The organism is Halomonas sediminis (genome assembly GCF_044871105.1).
GTDB classification, from domain to species: Bacteria; Pseudomonadota; Gammaproteobacteria; order Pseudomonadales; family Halomonadaceae; genus Vreelandella; species Vreelandella zhuhanensis.
In genome coordinates this window covers 2,728,682-2,749,272 of the sequence record NZ_CP085246.1, presented here as the reverse complement: position 1 = coordinate 2,749,272, position 20,591 = coordinate 2,728,682, and the positions used below count along the sequence as shown (strand labels likewise).

Annotated in this window: 16 protein-coding genes; 12 read left to right on the top strand and 4 right to left on the bottom strand. The window is 58.0% G+C overall.

What is annotated here, in order from left to right; genetic code table 11:
* Positions 1-52 precede the first annotated feature (52 nt).
* Positions 53-2,674, bottom strand: coding sequence for a DNA ligase D (gene ligD / locus LG290_RS12985; RefSeq protein WP_499835166.1), 2,622 nt, complete (start codon positions 2,672-2,674; stop codon positions 53-55).
* Positions 2,675-2,866: 192 nt separating this feature from the next.
* Entirely contained in the window at positions 2,867-3,205 is a 339-nt protein-coding gene (locus LG290_RS12980; RefSeq protein WP_227842191.1) for a septal ring lytic transglycosylase RlpA family protein, read from the bottom strand.
* A 247-nt stretch (positions 3,206-3,452) separates the two neighbouring features.
* On the opposite strand from LG290_RS12980, the gene LG290_RS12975 reads away from it, so the two are divergent.
* From LG290_RS12975 to LG290_RS12965, 3 genes are read left to right on the top strand one after another with little or no spacing between them, the layout of a single operon-like run.
* Complete coding sequence (locus LG290_RS12975) at positions 3,453-4,208, top strand: DUF72 domain-containing protein (RefSeq protein ID WP_499835165.1); 756 nt, start codon at positions 3,453-3,455, stop codon at positions 4,206-4,208.
* 22 nt (positions 4,209-4,230) lie between these two features.
* Positions 4,231-5,457 (top strand): aldo/keto reductase, encoded by a 1,227-nt coding sequence (locus tag LG290_RS12970; protein ID WP_499835164.1) that lies wholly within the window; start codon positions 4,231-4,233, stop codon positions 5,455-5,457.
* Positions 5,458-5,459: 2 nt separating this feature from the next.
* Positions 5,460-6,824 carry a glutamate--cysteine ligase gene (locus tag LG290_RS12965; protein ID WP_499835163.1) on the top strand — a complete coding sequence of 455 codons (1,365 nt, stop codon included), beginning with the start codon at positions 5,460-5,462 and terminating at the stop codon, positions 6,822-6,824.
* Between the two features lie 91 nt (positions 6,825-6,915).
* Here LG290_RS12965 and LG290_RS12960 read toward each other — a convergent pair whose 3' ends face one another.
* Positions 6,916-7,914 carry an NADP-dependent oxidoreductase gene (locus tag LG290_RS12960; protein WP_499835162.1) on the bottom strand — a complete coding sequence of 333 codons (999 nt, stop codon included), beginning with the start codon at positions 7,912-7,914 and terminating at the stop codon, positions 6,916-6,918.
* A gap of 200 nt (positions 7,915-8,114) precedes the next feature.
* Here LG290_RS12960 and LG290_RS12955 point away from each other — a divergent pair, with 200 nt between their 5' ends.
* Positions 8,115-8,669, top strand: coding sequence for a cytochrome b (locus tag LG290_RS12955; protein WP_499835161.1), 555 nt, complete (start codon positions 8,115-8,117; stop codon positions 8,667-8,669).
* Positions 8,670-8,737: 68 nt separating this feature from the next.
* Complete coding sequence (locus LG290_RS12950) at positions 8,738-9,784, top strand: sodium:calcium antiporter (protein WP_499835160.1); 1,047 nt, start codon at positions 8,738-8,740, stop codon at positions 9,782-9,784.
* A 30-nt stretch (positions 9,785-9,814) separates the two neighbouring features.
* Here LG290_RS12950 and LG290_RS12945 read toward each other — a convergent pair whose 3' ends face one another.
* Positions 9,815-10,261: an SRPBCC family protein gene (locus LG290_RS12945; RefSeq protein WP_499835159.1), complete on the bottom strand. Its 447-nt coding sequence runs from the start codon at positions 10,259-10,261 to the stop codon at positions 9,815-9,817.
* Positions 10,262-10,381: 120 nt separating this feature from the next.
* On the opposite strand from LG290_RS12945, the gene LG290_RS12940 reads away from it, so the two are divergent.
* From LG290_RS12940 to LG290_RS12910, 7 genes are all read left to right on the top strand, one after another.
* Positions 10,382-11,923 (top strand): NAD(P)H-dependent oxidoreductase, encoded by a 1,542-nt coding sequence (locus tag LG290_RS12940; protein WP_499835158.1) that lies wholly within the window; start codon positions 10,382-10,384, stop codon positions 11,921-11,923.
* Positions 11,924-12,041: 118 nt separating this feature from the next.
* A complete protein-coding gene (locus LG290_RS12935; protein ID WP_499837105.1) occupies positions 12,042-13,229 on the top strand; it encodes a M24 family metallopeptidase in 1,188 nt (395 codons plus the stop codon).
* A gap of 231 nt (positions 13,230-13,460) precedes the next feature.
* On the top strand, positions 13,461-15,611 hold the full coding sequence (gene katE / locus LG290_RS12930) for a catalase HPII (RefSeq protein ID WP_499835157.1): 2,151 nt from the start codon (positions 13,461-13,463) through the stop codon (positions 15,609-15,611).
* Between the two features lie 34 nt (positions 15,612-15,645).
* On the top strand, positions 15,646-16,116 hold the full coding sequence (ybaK, locus tag LG290_RS12925) for a Cys-tRNA(Pro) deacylase (protein WP_499835156.1): 471 nt from the start codon (positions 15,646-15,648) through the stop codon (positions 16,114-16,116).
* Positions 16,117-16,274: 158 nt separating this feature from the next.
* Positions 16,275-17,681: an ATP-dependent RNA helicase DbpA gene (dbpA, locus tag LG290_RS12920; RefSeq protein ID WP_499835155.1), complete on the top strand. Its 1,407-nt coding sequence runs from the start codon at positions 16,275-16,277 to the stop codon at positions 17,679-17,681.
* 82 nt (positions 17,682-17,763) lie between these two features.
* Positions 17,764-18,621: a PA4780 family RIO1-like protein kinase gene (locus tag LG290_RS12915; RefSeq protein ID WP_160417708.1), complete on the top strand. Its 858-nt coding sequence runs from the start codon at positions 17,764-17,766 to the stop codon at positions 18,619-18,621.
* Between the two features lie 46 nt (positions 18,622-18,667).
* The gene (locus tag LG290_RS12910) at positions 18,668-20,542 is read left to right on the top strand and encodes an ABC transporter ATP-binding protein (protein WP_499835154.1); all 1,875 of its coding nucleotides are present in this window, start codon (positions 18,668-18,670) and stop codon (positions 20,540-20,542) included.
* Positions 20,543-20,591 lie beyond the last annotated feature (49 nt).

Genomic DNA, 20,591 nt, shown 5'->3' with positions numbered 1-20,591 from the left:
GTGATGCTTTGAGCCAATCCAGCGCTATCCGTTCAGCCACTTCCGATATTAGCTAGAGTCCCACGGCTTTGAGCAACTTGACGTTAATGGGGCGGGCTGCATCCAGAAAACCTTCCCAGGGATCTTCACGCAGTGCCGCGAGGCGTCGGCGCAGGTTCGAGACATCGTAGCGGTCGGGGCGCAGGGTGGCATTGAGTTCGTCCCAGCGCACCGGTACGGCGACGGGCGCGCCCTTGCGTGCACGTACGGAATAAGAAGCTACCGCCGTGTTGCCGCGTCCGTTACGCAGGTAATCGATGAACAGAAGGCCTTCGCGCTTGGTCTTGGACATCTGAGTCGTCAGACGCTCAGGGTCGTCCTTGGCATGTAACTGCGCCACCGCCCTGGCAAAGGCTTTGGTTTGCTCCCAGTCGGCTTCGGGCACCAAGGGCACGACCAGGTGAAGCCCCTTGCCGCCGGAGGTGCGCACGAAGCTTTGCATGCCGAGTGATTCCAGGCGGTCGCGAAGTGTACCGGCCACGCGCAGGATTTCCTTCCAGTTCACCCCAGGCGAGGGGTCGAGATCGAAAATCAGCATGTCCGGATGCTCAACGTCATCGATATGGCTTCCCCAAGGGTGGATCTCCAAGGCCCCGGCCTGGACCAGGCCCACCAGGTCCGCAGCCGACTCTACATAGAGGTAGTCGGCACTGCCTCCCTTTTCGGGGATTTCGATGCGCGGCACACTGTCGGGAATGGCGCTGCGGGGATGCTTCTGAAAAAAGCATTCATCCGTGCGTCCTTGAGGGCAGCGCACCAGCGAGAGGGGCCGTCGGGCCAAGTGCGGCAGTATCCAGTCCTGAATATCTTCGTAGAAGCGAGCCAGGTCGAGTTTGGTCAAGCCCTGCTCGGGAAACAGGATTCGATCAGGGTGGGTGAGCCGCACACCGAGTACGTCGGTTTCATCCTTTCCGGCGCGGTCTTGCGCGCGGCGTTGAGCTGAAGGCTTGGCGTTGGGTGCCTTGCCGCTCGAGGGGGGGGCGGCACTCGGCTTGCTGCGATTCATGCGAATTTCCTTTGGGTTGCGATCTTCACGCAGCCCACGAAACGATGGATGCCGTAAACGCCCGTCCCGCGTGCGCTGAGTGAATTCCACATCGATCACCAGTTCCGGGCGTACCCAATGGACGGAACGTTCATCGGGAACCGGAGCATTGAACGGCGAGCGGGACGTTTCCAGCTTCTGTAGGGTGGCGCTCAGCGATTCAAGTTGCAGGCTACTGAAACCGGTGCCCACACGTCCGGCATACTCAAGCCGGTCGTCGTTATCGAATGCCCCCATCAATAGCGACCCGAAACCATTGCGTGAGCCTTGCGGCTCGGTGTAGCCACCCACGACGAACTCATCCTGAAGGACACACTTGGTCTTGAGCCAATCCTTGCTGCGCTTTTCCTGATAGTGGCTAGAGGCGCGTTTGCTGATGATGCCTTCAAGTCCCTTCCGGCAGGACTCTTCATAAAATTCAGTCCCGCGGGAATCGATATGCTCGGAGTAGCGGACTTGGCTGTCATCCTTGAATCCACTGGCTTTTAGTAATTGGGAAAGGGCCTGCTTACGCTCAATAAGCGCTACCTTTTTCAGGTCATAGCCTTCCAGGTAGGGCATGTCGAACACTTGGTAGACGAGGTCGTCAGTACGCTTGTCGCTCATGGCTTCCTGGAGATGGCGAAAACTGCTGATACCGTTTTTGGCCAGTGCGACGACTTCGCCATCGATTAGGGCGGATGTCACCGGAAGCTGCGCCAATAAGTCGGCAAGTTTGGGAAGGCGGTCCGCCCAGTCCTTGCCATTGCGGGTCATCAGCCGTACTTGATTGTTTTCGATACGGGCCAGGATACGATAGCCGTCAAATTTCACTTCGTGAATCCAGGCATCGGTATCCGGGGTTTCGTGTACCAGGGTGGCCAGTTGCGGCCGGAGCTCGGCGGGAAGCTCGGCACGCCGGGCGCCTTTCAGCGAGCCGGGGTCGGGAAGGGAGGCTTCACTGCTTTGGTTTTCGTTCGTATTGCTGTTTTCGTTGCTTTGGTCATGTTGTGAGGCCCAGGTAGCGTCGCGATCTTCTGCGATCTGGGCCATGCTGCGCCCGGATACCACGCTGCTGTCTTCCTCGACACTGACCTCGGGCGTGTCATTCTGGCCGTCATCGCTGCGTTTGATCATCAGCCACTGTTTGTCATCCTGGGTATCTTTCTGCTTGCCACCTTTCATGCGGATCAGCGTCCAGCGGCCTTTGAGCCTTTCGCCGTCGAGTTCGATGTCGAGGTGACCTTCCTTCTGCTCGCCGTGGGCCTTCCATTCGCCTCGATCCCAGATCATGACGGTGCCGCCGCCGTAAGCATCCTCAGGAATGACACCCTCGAAATCGGCATATTCCAAAGGATGATCTTCCACCTGTATCGCCAAGCGTTTTTCGCCGGGTTCAAGGCTGGGACCCTTGGGCAGCGCCCAGCTGCGCAACACCCCCTCCTGCTCCAGCCGAAGATCAAAATGGTCATGGCTCGCTGCATGTTTATGCATCACGAAGCTGTGTCCAGAAGAGCTGTGTCCAGAAGCGTCGTCGTCATGCCGTTCCCCGGCGGGCTCGGGGGTGCTTTCGAAGTTACGCTTGAGGCGGTATTCCTTGAGCTTTGCCATCGCCTTTCCTTGAGCCTGGATCTGCTGATTATTCAGTCAGCCTAGTCAAGCAATCCAGCGCCGCCAAGCATGGGCAAGTAATCCGGCTACAGTAAAAAAGCCATACTTTTCAGAGAAAATGGCTGAGAAAACGTGATTGAGCAAATGGTTCTTTGGCTGAGCCTGCGCCTTGGGATAATTAAGGCCATCACTTCACTGCAAAGAGGTAACCAATACCGGGACTGTGCCGCGTTTCAACATGCCAAGCTCTCTGGCGGCGCGCTTGGAGAGATCGATGATGCGTCCCTTGACGTAAGGACCGCGATCGTTGATCAGCACTTCCACTTCGCGGCCGTTGTCTCGCCGTGTGACCAGCACCTTGGTACCGAACGGCAAGTCTGGATGTGCGGCGGTCAAGGCTTGCTGGTCAAAAGGCTCACCGCTGGCGGTGGTCTTGCCCTGGAAGTGGTCGCTGTAGTAGGACGCCACACCCTGCTGAAGTATTTCTGGTTCGTCGTGCGCCTGCCCTTTGCCGGCACAACCGGTCAGCATCAGGCCTGTCAGGCAACAGGTTAGAAACAGACGGGATATTTCCATAACGTTTTACCTCATCACTACCATGTTGCGCCGACTCCTGTATTCTTTTTCGCATCCATACGAGCAGGCGCGCTCGCTCTGCGCTATGTGGCTTCCCTGGCAGAATAGGGACCTAGCCTTGAAAGCTCTGACCCACACTCACTGGCAATGGTTCATTGACCACTATACTTGGTTTCTAACTCGATGTTACGGGAAGGGTCCCATGACCAAGCAGATGGCACAGAATACAGAGAATATGGGTCGATTGCGCATCGGCACATCCGGGTATCAATACCGCGATTGGAAAGGGCGTTTCTACCCGGAAGACATGCCGCAAAAAGCATGGTTTGATTACTATGCCGAGCAATTCGGCACGGTGGAAATCAACAATACCTTTTACAACTTGCCCACCGCCGAGACCTTCGATAACTGGCGCGAAGCGGCGCCGGAAGGCTTCAAATATTCTCTCAAGTTCAGCCGTTACGGCAGCCATATCAAGCGTCTCAAAGACCCGGAGAAGAGCATCCCGGCCTTTGTCGAGGTGGCCGAACGACTCGAAAAGCACCTTGGCCCGATCCTGCTGCAATTGCCGCCTAAATGGCGAGTAAGACCGGAACGCCTGGATGCGTTTCTGGAACAGGTGCCCGGCGAGTGGCGCTGGGCAGTCGAGCTGCGTGATCCGAGTTGGCTCAACGAGGATGTCTACGAGGTGCTGCGCAAGCATGCCACGGCGCTATGCATTCATGACATGCTTGAGGATCATCCAAGGGTCATCACCGCGGATTGGACCTACCTACGCTTTCACGGCGATAACTACGCCGGAAATTATTCATCGCAGTTTCTGGTTGCAAAAGCTCGACAGATTGTCGAGCAGCTTCAGGGCGGCCGGGATGTCTATGTCTATTTCAACAATACCAAGCAGGCCTGCGGCGCCCAGGATGCCCTGAATCTGAAGCGTTATATCGATGACCGACTCTGACCCTAAAGACTCGAAGCATTGGATGGCAACGCTCAATGACTGGCGAGTCTGGCAATCCTGTTCCAGTCTTGTTCTCGATACCTTCGTATTCTTTTCAGGGAGAGAAATGATGCCCAATCGTCGAGAATTTCTGAGCGGTGCGGTGATTGCCGCAGCAGCCACCGCGGCATCGCCATTGTTGGCTACCGAAAAAACGGCTGGCGGGAGCAATGCTGCCAACGCCACCAGTGGCTCGGCTCTGCCTCGTAAACCTCCGCTCGCCTCCGGTCTGTTTCCCCCGGACGCTGAGTTCGGTGTGGGCGGCACTCAGCTCGGCAACATGTTCAGGGTGACGCCCGATGATGAGGCCCAACTCATGCTTGAAGCCTGCTGGAACAACGGGGTGCGCTATTTCGACACCTCGCCCTGGTACGGATTGGGATTGTCAGAACGCCGCATGGGACATTTTCTGGATGACAAGTCGCCCGACGATTATGTGTTGTCGACCAAGGTAGGGCGGCTACTGGTGCCTGATGCCTCGGCGAACGACATCAGTATCTGGGCAGGGAGGCTGAATTTCGATTACCGCTACGACTACAGCGCCGCCGGGGTACGTCGCTCGGTGGAGGACAGCCTTCAGCGCCTGGGGCTACCCAAGATCGATATCGTCTATATTCATGATTTGGCGCCTAGTAACCAGGACATGGGCGAAGAGTGGACGCAATACCTCAAGACCGCGCTCGACGGGGCCATGCCTGAGCTGACCCGCATGCGCGAGGAAGGCATCATCGGCGCCTGGGGAATGGGGGTCAATGACATCGAACCAAGCCTTGCCGCCATGGATAATGCCGACCCCGATGTGATTCTGCAGGCCACGCAGTACACCCTGATCAATCACGAAGACGCCTTGAACCGCCTGTTTCCGAAGTGCCGCGATAACGATGTGTCGCTGGTGATCGGCGCACCGCTGGGCTCGGGCTTTCTTGCCGGCACCAACTACTGGATGTACAGCAAGGATATTCCCGATGAGTACTGGAAGCAGCGTGATCGGTTGAGCGCCATGGCGCACGAGCATGGCACTGACCTGCGCACCGCCGCTCTTCAGTTCACCGCCGCGCCCGACGTGGTTGCCGCCACCATTCCCGGGGCGCGCAATGCCGTACAGGCACGGGAAAACCGCGCATCGATGGACGCCGATATCCCGGCTGAATTCTGGCAGGCGCTGAAGGAAGAAGGGCTGATCGCCGAAAATGCCCCGACACCGAGCTGATCATGCAGCAAATAACCGACACCCAGCGCCTAGGCGATGACCTGGCGCAGCAGTGCAGACCAAAAGCACAATGCTTGATCGGCGTGGAACACGAAAAATTCATTTTTTCGCGCTACGACAAGCACCTGTTGCGCTATGCCGGAGATGCCGGAATTCACGCTCTGCTGACCAAGTGGCAGCGTTTTGGATGGCAGCCGAGCTTCGAACAGGACAATCTCGTCGGCTTGAAACGTGAAGGGGCTGCCATCACGCTAGAACCTGCCGGACAGCTTGAACTTTCCGGAAGCCCTTGGGCCGATCTGCACGCTGTTTATCAGGAAATGCTCGAACATCGCCTGCAGCTTTCGGAGCTTGCCGATGAAATGGGGCTGGGCATAATGGCCTTGGGGTTCGCCCCGCAGTGGAATCGGGAGGCGGTGGACTGGATGCCGAAAAGCCGTTTTCACATCATGCGGGGCTATATGCCCAAGGTGGGCGTGCATGGCCTGGATATGATGACGCGCACCTGCTCGTTTCAGCTGAATTTCGATTTTTGCAGCGAACAGGACATGTGCGATAAGTATCGCGTGACAATGGCCTTGCAGCCTTTGGTAATGGTGGCGTTGGCCAATTCTCCCTTCGCCGATGGTCGGGACAGCCGGCTGAACTCTTATCGTAACTACGTCTGGCTGCACACCGATTCGGCGCGTTGCGGGATCCTTCCGCTGGTGTTTTCGCCGGAGCTGAGCTTTACCACTTATGTTCAGCGGGCGTTGGAAGTACCCATGTACTCGGTGAAAAGAAACGGTATGCATGTGGATCTTGCCGGGCGTTCTTTCGCCGACATGATGCAAGGCGCATTGCCTGAACTGCCCGGAGAAAAACCCACGCTCAAGGATTGGAAAGACCATCTCAATACCTTGATGCATGATGTGCGGCTGAAAGATCACCTGGAATTGCGCGGCAATGACTCCCTTACCCTGGAGCACAGCATGGCCTTGGCCGCGTTCTGGACGGGAATTCTTTACGATGATCAGGCGTTGAGCAAGGCGCTGAAGTTTATCGAAGGATGTGACGTGGCACGCCTGAATCAGCTTAGGCATCGTTTGCCCGAGGTGGGCATGGCGGAAAGCGCCGAGGTGTCCGTGGAGGGTATTTATCCCGCTGAGTCTTTGCTTGCGGCGTTGAAATACGTGACGGCGTTGGCCCATGAAGGGCTCAAGAGACGCCAGAAAGTCGATGTGGACGGCGCGGATGAAGCGCTTTATCTGCAGCCGCTCCAGGATATTATCGAACAAAGGCTCAGCCCGGCGGAGCGATGGCGCAAGCTTTCTCAGCACCAGTGGCAGGATGATCTCAGCCCCCTGTATCGGCACGCTGTGTTTTGAAGAGGATTTTCTTGCCTGGCCGCCATGAAGTGACGGCCAGGCGTCCTGCGGCTGCCAGGCTATCGTAAAGGATTGCTACTACAAAGGGCTATTACAGCCGCACCAGCATCTTGCCTTTGTTTGCCCCTTCAAACAGCTTGAGGAAGGCATCGGGGGTGCTTTCCAGGCCGTCTTCGATGGTTTCTTCGTAGTCGATTTCGCCCTTGGCGACTTTCGGGCCGACCTCTTCGAGAAACTGCGGATAGTGCGACCAGTGATCGAAAATGATGAAGCCCTGCATGCGCACGCGGCGGATCAAGATCATCGCCAGGTTGCCGGGTGTTGTGCTGGGCGCCGTGGCATTGTAGTCGGCGATCAGCCCACATACTGCGATGCGCGCTCCTACGCGCAGGTTATCGAGTGCCGCTTCGAGGCAGTCGCCACCCACGTTTTCGTAGTACACATCGAAGCCCTCGGGACAGGCCTGCTTGAGGTCCTCGCTTAACTGCTGGGCGTCCTTGCCGCGGTAACTGATCGCCTTGATTCCGTGAGATTCCAGCCACTCAAGCTTTTCAGGCGCGCCGGCGATCCCCACCACGGTGCCGCCTTTGGCCTTTGCCAGTTGCACTGCCAAGGAGCCCACCGCACCGCTGGCGGCACTGACCAGAACATTGTCGCCTTCGCGCATCTTGGCAATCTCGTTCAGGCCCGTCCAGGCGGTCATGCCCGGCATGCCGAGCACGCCCAGATAAGCCTGTTCGGGTACCTCGATGCTTGGCAACGCTTCCAGCGTATCGGCGTCAAGCTGGGCAATATCACGCCAGCCGCCCATGTGGCGAACCTTGTCACCTTCGCTAAAACGCGGATCCCGGCTCTCGATCACTTCGCCCACTGCAGCGCCCTCAAGCGGAGCATTGAGTTCAAACGGTTCGATATAGGTGGTGACGCCACTCATTCGTCCACGCATGTAAGGGTCGACCGACAGCCAGGTGTTACGAATTCTCACTTCGCCATCTTTCAAGGCAGGCAACTCGGTGCTGTGCAGCTCGAATAGCTCGGGCTGCGGCATGCCTTGGGGATAGTCATTGATGGTGAAATAGCGTGCCTGCATGGTCATGCTCCTTGCGGTTGGGGTCGTGTGTAGCAAGTTGCGTTCGGCTACTGCTTCTCGATACTTGCTCTCGACATGTCTTTTCGCCAGTCGTTCCTGTCACAGCCTAGCATTGCACAATCAACGCTTGCCTCTACTAGTATGAAAGACGTCTTGGCGTATCAAAGACTACTTACCCTCATCGCATCCGGGAGAACGATATGACGGAGCTGGATCGCTATGCCTACCCGCATCGGGTGCTGCACTGGCTGGTGGCTGCTGTACTGCTACTGGTGCTACCTATCGGGCTCACGTTGGGCTATCTGGGTTTCGAAGGGGCCGTAAGATGGTTTGGCGAGCCCGTGACCAACCTGCTTTACACCACCCACAAGACATTGGGCGTGACGATGCTGATTCTGATGACGCTGCGACTTATCAGCCGTCTGGGCTTTGTGGTCCCGATTCATGACCCCCCGCTTCATCCCTTCCAACGTGTGCTGAGTACCAGTGTGCATCACCTGCTTTACTTGACGCTGTTGGTGATGCCGATAATCGGCTGGCTGGCCACCGCTAGTGGCGGCTTTCCAGTGCAGTTCTTTCACTGGAACCTGCCGGGGTTGATCGGCGAAAACGAAGCCCTGTCCGAACGTTTATTCCTTGTACATGGCTGGTTGGGCTGGGTGATTCTGGGGCTGGTGGCGTTACACATTGCCGGTGCGCTTTTTCACTGGTGGATAAAGCGTGATGGAGTGATGAAACGCATGAGCTTATTTTGAAAAGCCTGACTTAGCCCTGTAGACGGCATGTGAAACAACGACCACCAAAGCGAGTGAAGGGGAGTGATTTGGATCCATTCAATCCATCCAGTTGGTCGCTGGCCGAAAGCGTGGGAGTTTTCACGGCATGCGCTTTAGTGATTACTGTATTGGGAATATGGATTACTCAGGTGGTCGACCAGCTGGCCGATAGGACGGGGCTCGGGGAGGCGGTCGCAGGTGCCGTGCTGCTTGGGGCATCGACCTCGCTTGGCGGCTCGGTACTCTCGGTTACCGCTGCCTGGCAAGGTCATCCTGAACTGGCGGTGAGTAATGCCTTGGGCGGTATCGCCGTTCAAACCTTGTTTCTGGTGGTGGCCGACCTGGCCTATCGGCGTGCGAACCTTGAACATGCGGCCGCCTCCGCACCGAACATGTTGCAAAACGCCTTGTTGATCACTCTTCTAGGCTTGATTCTTCTGACCCCCACACTGCCCGAGATTACATTGTGGGGCATTCATCCAGTCACGCCGATACTGCTGGGGCTTTATATCTATGGCATTCAACTGGTACGAAGTGCCCGGCTGTATCCCATGTGGAAACCTTCGGTGACGCGCGAAACGCGCGAGGACACGCCGGAAGATACTTCGGTGATGCCCACGCTTCCTCGGTTATGCGGCACTTTTTTATTCTTGATGATCGGCCTGGGTTTTGCCGGTTGGGTGCTGGCCCCTACGGCGAACAATATTGCGATCAAGACAGGACTCAGCCACACGGCGGTTGGGGTGTTGCTGACCGCTGTGAGTACCTCGATTCCTGAACTTGTCACCTCCATCGCCGCGGTTCGCCGGGGTGCCTTGACCTTGGCGGTGGGCGGTATCATTGGGGGCAATGCCTTCGATACCCTGTTCACGGCGGCCTCGGATATCGCTTATCGGCCGGGCTCCATCTACCACACCATGACCGCTGAAGTGATCCTTTGGGTGTCATTGACCCTGGTGATGTCGAGTATCCTGATGATGGGGTTGATCCGCCGCCAGGAGCAGGGGCCGGGGCGTATTGGCTGGGAAAGTGTCACCATCATGGTGCTTTACTTTCTCGGTGTGCTGCTGTTGCTGATGGATATGAATGGCTAACGTTCTCAGCCCTTCTTATGCCCTTCGCACTCAGGAATCGCTATCGTGCTTCGGTTCGGGTGGCTTGGCCAAGCGGCACTCTACTTGGCGGATGATGTCCTGGCTGAGCTTGTGCAACAGAGGTTTCGCCGCTAGTTGGACGGCCTTTTCCATCGGGCGGTTATCCAGATGATATTCCAAGGTGAGGTGAACGCGAGTGCCGCCTTCTATGGGCGTGAAGTCGAAATGCCCCTGGTTGGAAATACCGCTCAAGGAGCGCCAGGCAAACCGCTCCGGCGGAAGCGTCTGGGTAATCTCGATATCGAAACACAAGGACTGCCCGGCGATATGGACTTCCCATAAGTAGCGGTCGTCATTCAAGCGAACTATGTTGTCTATGGCATCGCTGTAAGAGGCGAAGCCTTCCACTTGGCTCACCAGCGCAAAAACCGCTTCTCGTTCGGCCTGGATATCGGCTGCGTGCTCAATGGTAGGCATGGGTGCTTCAACGTGGAGAAGGTTTTCAACAGTGTTCAGGGAGGATGGCATGAAGGTGAACGTTTGCAAAACCACTCGGCGCCTTTGCGTTATGAAATCATGCTTGAGTGGTGTTGACGCATGAAGGTGCTGCTTATCTTGGGCCATCCGCGTGTCGAGAGTCTGTGCGGCGCCCTGGCGGATGCCTACAGTGAAGGCGCCCGGGCGGCGGGGGTGGATTTACGCCGCCTGGATCTTGCCGAACTTGATTTCGACCCGCATGTGCATACGCTCTCACCCAACCAGCAACCGCTGGAAGCCGACCTGAGCCGGGCGCGGGAGCTGGTGGAATGGGCAGAGCATCTAGTATTTGTCTATCCCACCTGGTGGGGCGGGACACCTGCGCTGCTCAAGGGTTTTCTGGATCGCATCATGCTGCCGGGGTTCGCATTCATCTCCTGTGAGGGCGGGATCGGTTACGAAGGGCTTTTGAAAGGGCGTTCGGCACAGCTGATCACCACCATGGACACGCCTCCCTTGATCCACAAGCTGCTTTATCGCCAGCCGGGAAGAAATGCCTTGGCGAAGGCGACCCTGGGGTTTTGCGGGATTTGTCCGGTGCGCTACCTGGCCTGCGGTTCGGTCAAAGACTCCACTGCCCGGCAGCGTCAGGCATGGCTGGCGCGGGCCAAGTTCCAGGGGCGGCAATTGCAGCGTGGCCGCATTTCCCCTTTCGAATGGCTGCAACACAAAGCCGGCGCCTGGCTCAAGGCGCTGCGTCTGCAGTTCTATCCCATGACCTGGGTGACTTATGCCATCGGTGCCCTGGCGGCTTCACCCCCTGGTGATGTGTTCACCACCGGCCTCTTCTGGCTGGGTTACCTTTGTTTATTTCTGCTGGAGGTAGCAACGGTACTCACCAACGAAATAGTCGACTTGCCAAGCGATCGGCAAAATCGCTTTTACAGCACCTTCACGGGTGGCTCACGAGTATTGGTGGATGGGCTCTTGAGTCAACGTGAAGTCAAGGCTGGCATTTTCGTGTCGCTGCTGGGGTTCGTGGCCGCCTCGGCGTGGCTTGTGAACTTGGCGCTGGGGGCCGCGGGGAGCATCATTCTGGTATTGGTGGTGCTGGCGATATTAGCACTGGGGTATACGGCGGCGCCCTTGAAACTCAGCTATCGCGGCCTGGGCGAACTGGATGTGGCGGTCACTCACAGTATCGGCGTGCTCTTGAGCGGTTATGTGATTTTCGGAGGTGACTGGTACGCCGCCTTGCCGTGGCTTTTAAGCCTGCCTCTGCTCTTGGCGATCGTGCCTGCCATCACGCTCTCGGGCATACCCGACCTTGAGGCCGATGCGGCAGTTGCCAAGCGTACCCTGGCGGTACGTCTCGGGCGTCGCGGCGCGCTGGAGGTCGCTCTAGGTTTTACATTGGCTTCTGCAGGCGTGGCGCTCATCTGGCATCTGCTGGGCATCGCCGAGGGGGCTTACGGCGGTATTGCCTATGTGGTGGTTCCCCATGCCGTCTTGCTGGCCTTCTGCTTATATCGCCAGAGGGGAAAGGTCGAGCTTGCGGAAAGGGGCAATATTTCCTCCCGCATTGATGGGCTGATGGGTGTCTCGCTGGGTTATGTTCTGTGGTTCGGGTTGTTTCCGCTTTTTCAGTTGCTCGGTCACTGAGACATCAGGCCAGGAGTGAGGTGAGGCGTTGGCTGAGCAAACGCCTGCCGGCACCATTCTGACTACACTTCATCAGGCATCCTTACCCAAGAATCCTGAATTGCCGGAGCACCCGCCCATGGACTACCTCGCCTATCGTCAAGCCCTTGACGTTCAATTGAAAGCCTCGGAATTGCCGTTTCCAGAAGTGGAATTCGACCGGCGCCGCGCCAAGGTAATAGACGCCATGCAAGCCATCGGGCTGGAGGCGCTGTTAGTGACCGACCCGGCGGATATCTATTACCTGACCGGTTACCACACCTTCGAGGTCTCGGTGCACGCCTGCCTGGTGTTTTCGGCCAAGCGTTGCGTGCTTCAGGTGCCTTCCATCGAGACCGGCCCGGCAGTGGTCACGGCCAAGGTGGATGAAATTCTCGGGTATCGCTGGGAAGGCATCGACGAGGTGGTCGAGCCGCTTTACGACGTGCTGGCCCAGTACCATTCCATCGGCCTGGACAGCTGGAGTGCCGGGCTGCGCCATGGCGTGATCACTCAGTTGCAACAGCGCTTGGGTAGTGGGCGCTTCCGGGAAGGCGGGCAAGTGCTGGATGGAGTTCGCGTCGTCAAGACACCGGCGGAGATCGAATGTCTGCGGGAAAGCGCACGCATTACCTCGGTCGGGCTCAAGGCGGCAATCCAGGTGATTCGACCCGGGGTGACGGATAATGACGTGGCGGCGGAAGGCTCGCGTGCGCTGCTGGAAGCCGGAAGCGAATTCATGAGCCTGCAGCCAATTGTCACCGTCGGGCGGCGTATCAGCATCATCCACGTCAACCATAAACGCCGTGTGATCGAGCCCAATGACCCGGTGTTTCTGGAGTTCGGTTCGGCCTATCAGCGTTACACCGCGCCGATGATGCGCACGGTGGTGGCGGGTCGAGCAACCCCGGACATGCAGGCGGTGCGCGATGTGTGTCGCCGCTTGTTCGAGGTGCTGTGCGATGCGATGCGCCCCGGCAATACCTTCGATGATGCGGCTCGGGCAGCGGATGCCGTCTTGGCGCTATGGAGTGACAAGCTGTTTTTCTCCGGGGTCTACGGTTATGCCGTAGGTGCGCAATTTCCACCCAGCTGGGTGGAAGGCACCGGTTTTATCGCCCGGAACCAGATGCGCGAATTCGAACCCGATATGGTTTTTCACCTGCCGTTATGCCTGCGTTGGCCGGGGCAGTGGGGCATCGGTTTAAGCGATACCGTGCAAGTGACCCCGCACGGCGCCGTGCCGCTTACCGATAATAGCTGGCAGCTGGAGGAACGTCTGAATTGACCCGGTGAATCTGCCTTGTATCTGTGAGATTGGCTGTCTACGTTGAAGAGACGGCAGTCTACATCGATAAAACCGACCTCAATGGTGCCTGTATGGGGCTAATTCCAACGTTCCGTTGGGCATCATCAGCTTTACTGAAAACGCCATGATGGCAGTGATGGGCCTCTGGGTGCTGATGACGCTTTAACCGCTGTCGTGCAAACAGGAGAAGTGATACAGGAGAAGTGAGTCATGGCAAAAAATCCGCATACCAATCCGAACAGTGACGGGCCGCACGATACAGACATCACTACCAACGAATCGAGCAAGTCGGATAACCTGGAACATTACCGCAGTGATGCCGAAGGACATGATCTGCGCACCAATCAGGGGACGCGAATCTCGGACAACCACAATTCGCTGAAAGCCGGGGAGCGTGGCCCTACCCTGCTCGAAGATTTTGTCTTTCGCGAAAAGCTCAACCATTTCGACAATGAACGCATCCCGGAGCGCATCGTGCATGCGCGTGGGGCAGCGGCACATGGCTATTTTCAGCCTTATGAAAATGCCGTTCAGTACTCCAAGGCAGGGGTGTTCAAGGACCCTGACAAGAAAACACCGGTGTTCGTGCGCTTTTCCACGGTGCAAGGCTCTCGCGGCTCCAATGACACAGTGCGCGATGTGCGCGGTTTTGCCACCAAGTTCTACACCGACGAGGGCAACTGGGACCTGGTCGGCAACAACATGCCGGTGTTCTTCATCCAGGATGCGATCAAGTTTCCGGATTTCGTGCATGCAGTAAAGCCCGAGCCGCATAACGAGATTCCCATGGGCCAGTCGGCTCACGATACCTTCTGGGATTTCGTGTCCTTGATGCCGGAAGCCACCCATATGGTGCTGTGGACCATGTCGGACCGGGCCTTTCCACGTCACTACCGCAATATGGAGGGCTTCGGTGTTCACACCTTCCGGCTGATCGACAGGCAGGGCAAGTCGCGCTTCGTCAAGTTTCACTGGAAACCGGTGGCCGGCACCTGTTCGTTGATCTGGGACGAAGCCCAGAAACTCTGGGGACGTGACCCGGACTTCAACCGCCGCATGATGTGGGATGACATCGAGAGCGGCGATTTTCTCGAATACGAGCTGGGCATCCAGGTAGTGGAAGAAGAGGACGAGCATAGCTTCGATTTCGATATTCTCGACCCCACCAAGATCATTCCCGAAGAGCAGGTGCCGGTGACGCTGATCGGCAAGATGGTGCTCAACCGCAACCCGGACAACTTCTTTGCCGAGACTGAGCAGGTCGCGTTCAACCCCGCCCACGTGGTGCCGGGAATCGACTTCAGTAACGACCCCTTGCTGCAAGGGCGGTTGTTTTCGTACACCGATACCCAGATGTTGCGCCTGGGCGGGCCGAATTTTCACGAAATTCCAATTAACCAGCCGGTATGTCCGTTCCACAACAATCAGCGCGATTCGATGCACCGTCAGACCATCGACAAAGGTCAGGCGTCCTACGAACCGAACTCTATCGATGGCGGTTGGCCGAGTGAAACTCCATCGGCCGCGGAGAATGGCGGTTTTGAAACCCATTACGAGCGTATAGATGCCCATAAGGTGCGCGGTCGCAGCGATTCCTTCGGCGATCATTATTCACAGGCCACGCTGTTCTGGAACAGCCAGTCGGACGTGGAGAAAGAGCACATCATCGCCGCTTATGCTTTCGAGTTTTCCAAGGTGCAGCGACTCTGGATTCGTGAACGGATGATCAAGGAAATCCTGCCTAACATCGACCTGGAGCTGGCGCGTCGTGTCGGGGAACTGCACGGCATCGAAGCCCCGACCCAGAAGCCTGCTTCGGCGGATGAGCTGGGCCATAGCGCGCAGACCGATTCCGAGGCGCTGAGCCTGATGGCGCGCCTGCCGGGCCACATCGCCATGCGCAAGGTCGCAGTGCTGGTGGCCGATGGCGTGGACGCCGCCCAGCTGGACGAGATCAAGAGCCGGCTAGAGGGCGAAGGGGCTCAAGCCATGCTCATCGCACCGAGCATGGCGCCCGTCAAGGCAAGCGATGGCCGGATGGTGTCTCCCGACGCCATGCTCAACGGCCAGCCTTCGGTAACCATGGATGCGGTTATCGTGGCCGATGGGCAGCAGAGTATCGATGCCTTGGCGCAATCGGGCCAAGGGCGCTATTACCTCCAGGAGGCTTACAAGCACCTGAAAGTGATTGCCGCTATCGGTGAAGGGAAACGTCTTCTGGAGGCCGCCGAAATACCTGTACCGGAAGACGGAGTGATAAGTGGCGCTACGCTGCAGGACGTCTTCGCTGATTTTTGTGAAGTGCTGGGCAAGCACCGGGTCTGGACACGCGATTCCAAGGCAAACATGATGTCCGCATGATGTTTGCCTAAGCAATCCTTGACAAGGAACCCAGATGACCCCTGCGATTCATGCCGCCAGACAGGCCGGAATGCCATTTCAGGTACATGAATACAGTCACGAGCCGGGCGCAGTGTCGTATGGTCTTGAAGCGGCCCACAAGCTGGGTGTATTGCCGGAATGCGTGTTCAAGACCCTGGTGGTGAAGCTCGACGGCAAGGTGCTCGCCGTAGGGATTGTGCCGGTGACCGCGCAGCTTGGCATGAAGCGGCTTGCCAAGGCGGCGGGAGTGAAAAAAGCGGCAATGGCCGAACCGGACGAGGTGGAGCGCGTCACCGGCTACGTGCTGGGCGGGGTCAGCCCTTTGGGACAGAAAAAGCGCTTGGTCACCTTCATTGATGCTTCAGCACAGGTTCAAGAAAGTATCTATGTGAGTGCGGGACGTCGCGGGCTGGAAATAGAACTGAGCCCGGAAGACCTGGCCGGCCTGACCCAAGGGCGGTTCGCGCCCTTGATCCAGGCGTGATGGCTGGCATCAAGTTGGGCTGACTTATACCGCCAGAAAGGGCAGCGTAGAGCGGTTTCTGGTATGGTGCCGGACGTTGACAGGCACGGGTTGCCGTCCTGGGTCGCTGGCGCTGCCGGCGTTTGCTTTTTATCTTATGGCTTTTGCAGGTTGTCGTTGTGTCCGATGCTGATTTCCCCCGTTTTACCACGCTGGCGTTGCCTTCGGCATTGCTGAGCAACCTGGATTCGTTAGGCTATCTAGCGATGACCCCGGTTCAGGCCGCCGCGCTGCCGGCGATTCTGGATAAACGCGATGTGATTGCCCAGGCCAAGACCGGTTCAGGCAAGACGGCGGCCTTCGGCCTGGGGCTGCTTGCAGCCCTGAATCCCGAAAGCTTTGCCGTGCAAGGCCTGGTGCTGTGCCCCACCCGAGAGCTTGCCGACCAGGTAGCCGAAGAAATTCGCCGCCTGGCGCGGGCCATGCCCAACGTCAAGGTGTTGACCCTGTGCGGCGGAGCGCCGTTCGGTCCCCAGCTGGGATCGCTGGAACATGGTGCGCATATCGTGGTGGGCACGCCGGGACGCGTGGAGGAGCATTTGCGCAAAGGCTCCCTGGACCTTTCTCGCTTGACGATGCTGGTGCTCGATGAAGCGGATCGCATGCTGGATATGGGCTTTCAAGCCTCGCTCGAAGCGATCATCGGGCAGACGCCGGCTTCGCGGCAGACCTTGATGTTCAGCGCCACCTTTCCCGAAGACGAGCAGAAAGGCAGTATCCGGGCCATCGCGGCAGGGCTGATGCGTGATCCTCTGCGAGTAAAAGTGGAGGAGACCCACGACAGCACCACGATTCGCCAGCATTTTTACTTGATCGAAAGCGAGGCGGCGCGTTTTGCGGCACTGCGCCAGGTGCTGCTGCATTATCGGCCGGTCTCGACGGTGGTGTTCTGTAATACCAAGCGTGAAACCCAGGAAGTGGCCGATGCCCTGAATGAGGCGGGTTTCAGTGCACTGGCCTTGCATGGCGATCTGGAACAACGTGACCGTGACCGCACCTTGGTGCTATTTTCCAACCAGAGCGCTTCCATTCTGGTGGCCACCGATGTCGCCGCCCGCGGGCTGGATATCGCCGAGCTGGATGCCGTCATCAATTACCAGATCGCCCGCGACCTGGAAGTGCATGTGCACCGGGTCGGACGCACCGGGCGGGCGGGCGCCAGCGGTGTGGCCTGTACCCTGGTCAGTGAAAAGGAAGATTATCGTCTGGCGCGGCTGGGTGAATTTCTGGAGCAGCGCCTGACCTGCGAGCCGTTGCCGCCGGCCAAGAATCGTGAGCCGTTCTCTCCGCCAATGGCGACATTGCAACTGGACGGCGGCAAGAAGGATAAACTTCGTCCCGGGGATATTCTGGGTGCCTTGACCGGCGAGCAAGGAATCCCTGGTGACCAGGTGGGCAGGATAAAAGTGCTGCAGCGTAGTGCCTTCGTGGCGGTCAAACGGGATATGGTGAACGCTGCGTTGAACAAACTTGCCCAGGACAAACTCAAAGGACGTTCGTTTCGTGTGCGTCGCGTGAGCCGCTGATTGCCGCTTATTTGCAAGGCTTTGAAAGGCCGCTCCCACACCGTCATTTTCCAAGAGCCAAGAGGAACCAAGACAGCCAGTCATGAAAATACCTAAACGATTACAACCGCTGGTTGACGACGGCATGATAGACGAAGTGCTGGTGCAGTTGATGAGCGGTAAGGAAGCGCAGGTTTACGTGGTGCGTTGTGGCGAACAGGTACGCTGCGCCAAGGTGTTCAAGGAAGCCAAGCAGCGCAGTTTCAAGCAGGCGGTGCAGTATCAGGAAGGGCGCAAGGAGCGCAACAGCCGGCGTTCGCGGGCAATGGCGAAAAAGACTCGCTACGGCCAGAAAGAGCAGGAAAAAGCCTGGCTCAACTCGGAAGTGGATGCTCTGTATCGCCTGGCCGCCGCCGGGGTGCGCGTGCCCGAGCCGTTCGGCTTCGTCGATGGCGTCTTGTTGATGGAGTTGATCAACGACGCGGAAGGCTATACGGCGCCGCGGCTGGATGACATCACTTTTACGCCGGAACAGGCTCGTGAGCATTACGCCACGGTGCTCCAGGAAGTGGTGCGGATGCTGTGCGCCGGTTTGATTCACGGCGACCTTTCCGAATTCAACGTCCTGTTCGATGGCCGGGTCCCGGTGATCATCGACCTGCCTCAGGCAGTGGATGCCGCCGGTAACAATGCCGCCCAGGAGATGCTGGAGCGCGATGTCGATAACATGCGCGATTATTTCGCTCGCTACGCCCCGGAGTTGCTGGAAACGCAATACGCCAAGGAGATCTGGGCACTTTACGAATCCGGCCAGCTGCATCCGGATAGCGAACTGACCGGTCAATTCGTCCTCGATACCCATATCGCCGACGTGGATGAAGTGCTGGCGGTGATCGACGACGCCGAGGAAGAAGAGCTGGATCGACAGGCGCGCATTCACGGCGACGAGGACGACGACTAGGCGGTATCGTTAAGCGGTACCGTCGAATCGTCTACTGAGAGCTTCTATGCTGGCGCGCGTATTTCATTACTTTGAAAGATTGGTCAATCCCTACCCCGAAGGCGAGGTCAAGACACCGCCTTCGGGGTTGTTTGCCTTCATCCTGCATTTTTCCCGCCCGGTGTTGCCGCTGCTGGTGGCGATGTCGTTGCTGACGGCACTGGTTTCCGCCGCCGAGGTGGTGTTTTTCAGTTACATGGGCGATTTGGTGGATTGGCTTTCGACCGCCGAACGCGAAGGCTTTTTTGCCGACTACGGCTGGCGCCTGGCAGGCATGGCGGCGCTGGTGATCGTCGGCTTGCCGCTATTGGTACTCTTGCAGTCGCTGGTCACTCACCAGAGCATTTTCGGCAATTACCCGATGATTGGCCGTTGGCTGTCACACCGGCACATGCTGGGGCAGAGCCTGGCATTCTATCAGGACGAGTTTGCCGGGCGGGTGTCACAGAAAGTCATGCAGACCGCGCTTGCGATCCGCGAAACCGTGACCAAGCTGATGGATCTGATGGTGTATGCCCTGGTCTATTTCAGTGGTGCGATGATCCTGCTGGGCCGAGCGGACATGTGGCTGGTGTTACCGCTGGTACTTTGGCTGGCGGGATACCTTCTGATCATGCGGGTTTTCGTGCCACGTCTGCGCGATATTTCCATGGCCCAGGCCGATGCCCGCGCCCAGATGACCGGACGGGTGGTCGACAGCTACAGCAATATCCAGACGCTCAAGCTGTTCGCCGATACCCAGCGCGAACAGGCCTACGCGCGGGATGCCATGGAAGACTTCATGCAGACCGTCCATCGCCAGATGCGCCTGGTGACCCGCATGTCGGTGAGTTTGACCCTACTCAACTCCTTGCTCCTGACTGGCACCGCCGCCATGGCCATCGGTGCCTGGTATTTCGAAGCGATCTCGCTTGGGGTGCTGGCCATTTCCATTGCCCTGGTGATGCGTATTCGCTTCATGTCCGACTGGATCCTGTGGGAAGTGGCCGGACTATTCGAGAACATCGGCACGGTGCAGGACGGCATGAACACCATTGCCCGAGACCCCGAGGTGAAAGACGCCCCTGATGCCGATGCGCTGTGTGTCACCCAGGGCGAGATTCGCTTCGAATCGCTGCGCTTCGAATATGCCCAGGCGAAAGGGGAAACTCGGCGTGTCTTCGACGGCCTGGACCTGACCATCTCGCCAGGAGAAAAGGTCGGTTTGATCGGGCGTTCCGGGGCGGGAAAATCGACCCTGGCCAACCTGCTGCTACGTTTTTACGATCTCCAGGGTGGGCGGATTTTGATCGACGGCCAGGATATCGCCAAGGTGACGCAGACCTCTCTGCGCCATCAGATCGGCATGGTCACCCAGGATACCTCGCTGTTGCACCGCTCGCTGCGGGACAATATCCGCTACGGCAGCCCCCATGCCGATGATGAGGCTGTCTGGGAGGCGGTGTGTCGTGCGCATGCCGACAGCTTCATCAATGAGCTGGTCGACCCCAAGGGGCGGCGTGGCCTGGATGCGCATGTGGGCGAGCGTGGGGTGAAGCTCTCCGGGGGCCAGCGACAACGTATCGCTATCGCCAGGGTGCTGCTCAAGAACGCTCCGATACTGGTGCTGGACGAGGCAACTTCGGCTCTCGATTCCGAAGTCGAAGCCGCCATCCAGGAACAGCTGGATACCTTGATGGAAGGCAAGACCGTGATCGCCATTGCTCACCGGCTTTCGACGATTGCCATGCTTGACCACCTGGTGGTGGTGGATGAAGGGCGCATCGTGGAAACCGGCACGCATCAGCAATTGTTGGCCCGAGACGGAATCTACGCCGCGCTGTGGTGGCGTCAATCCGGCGGTTTTCTGGGGGTGGACGTTGCCACTGAAGCGGCACCTTGATGAGCGAAGGGCTTATTCGTCTGCTAGTGTCTTGACAGCAATTGGCCAA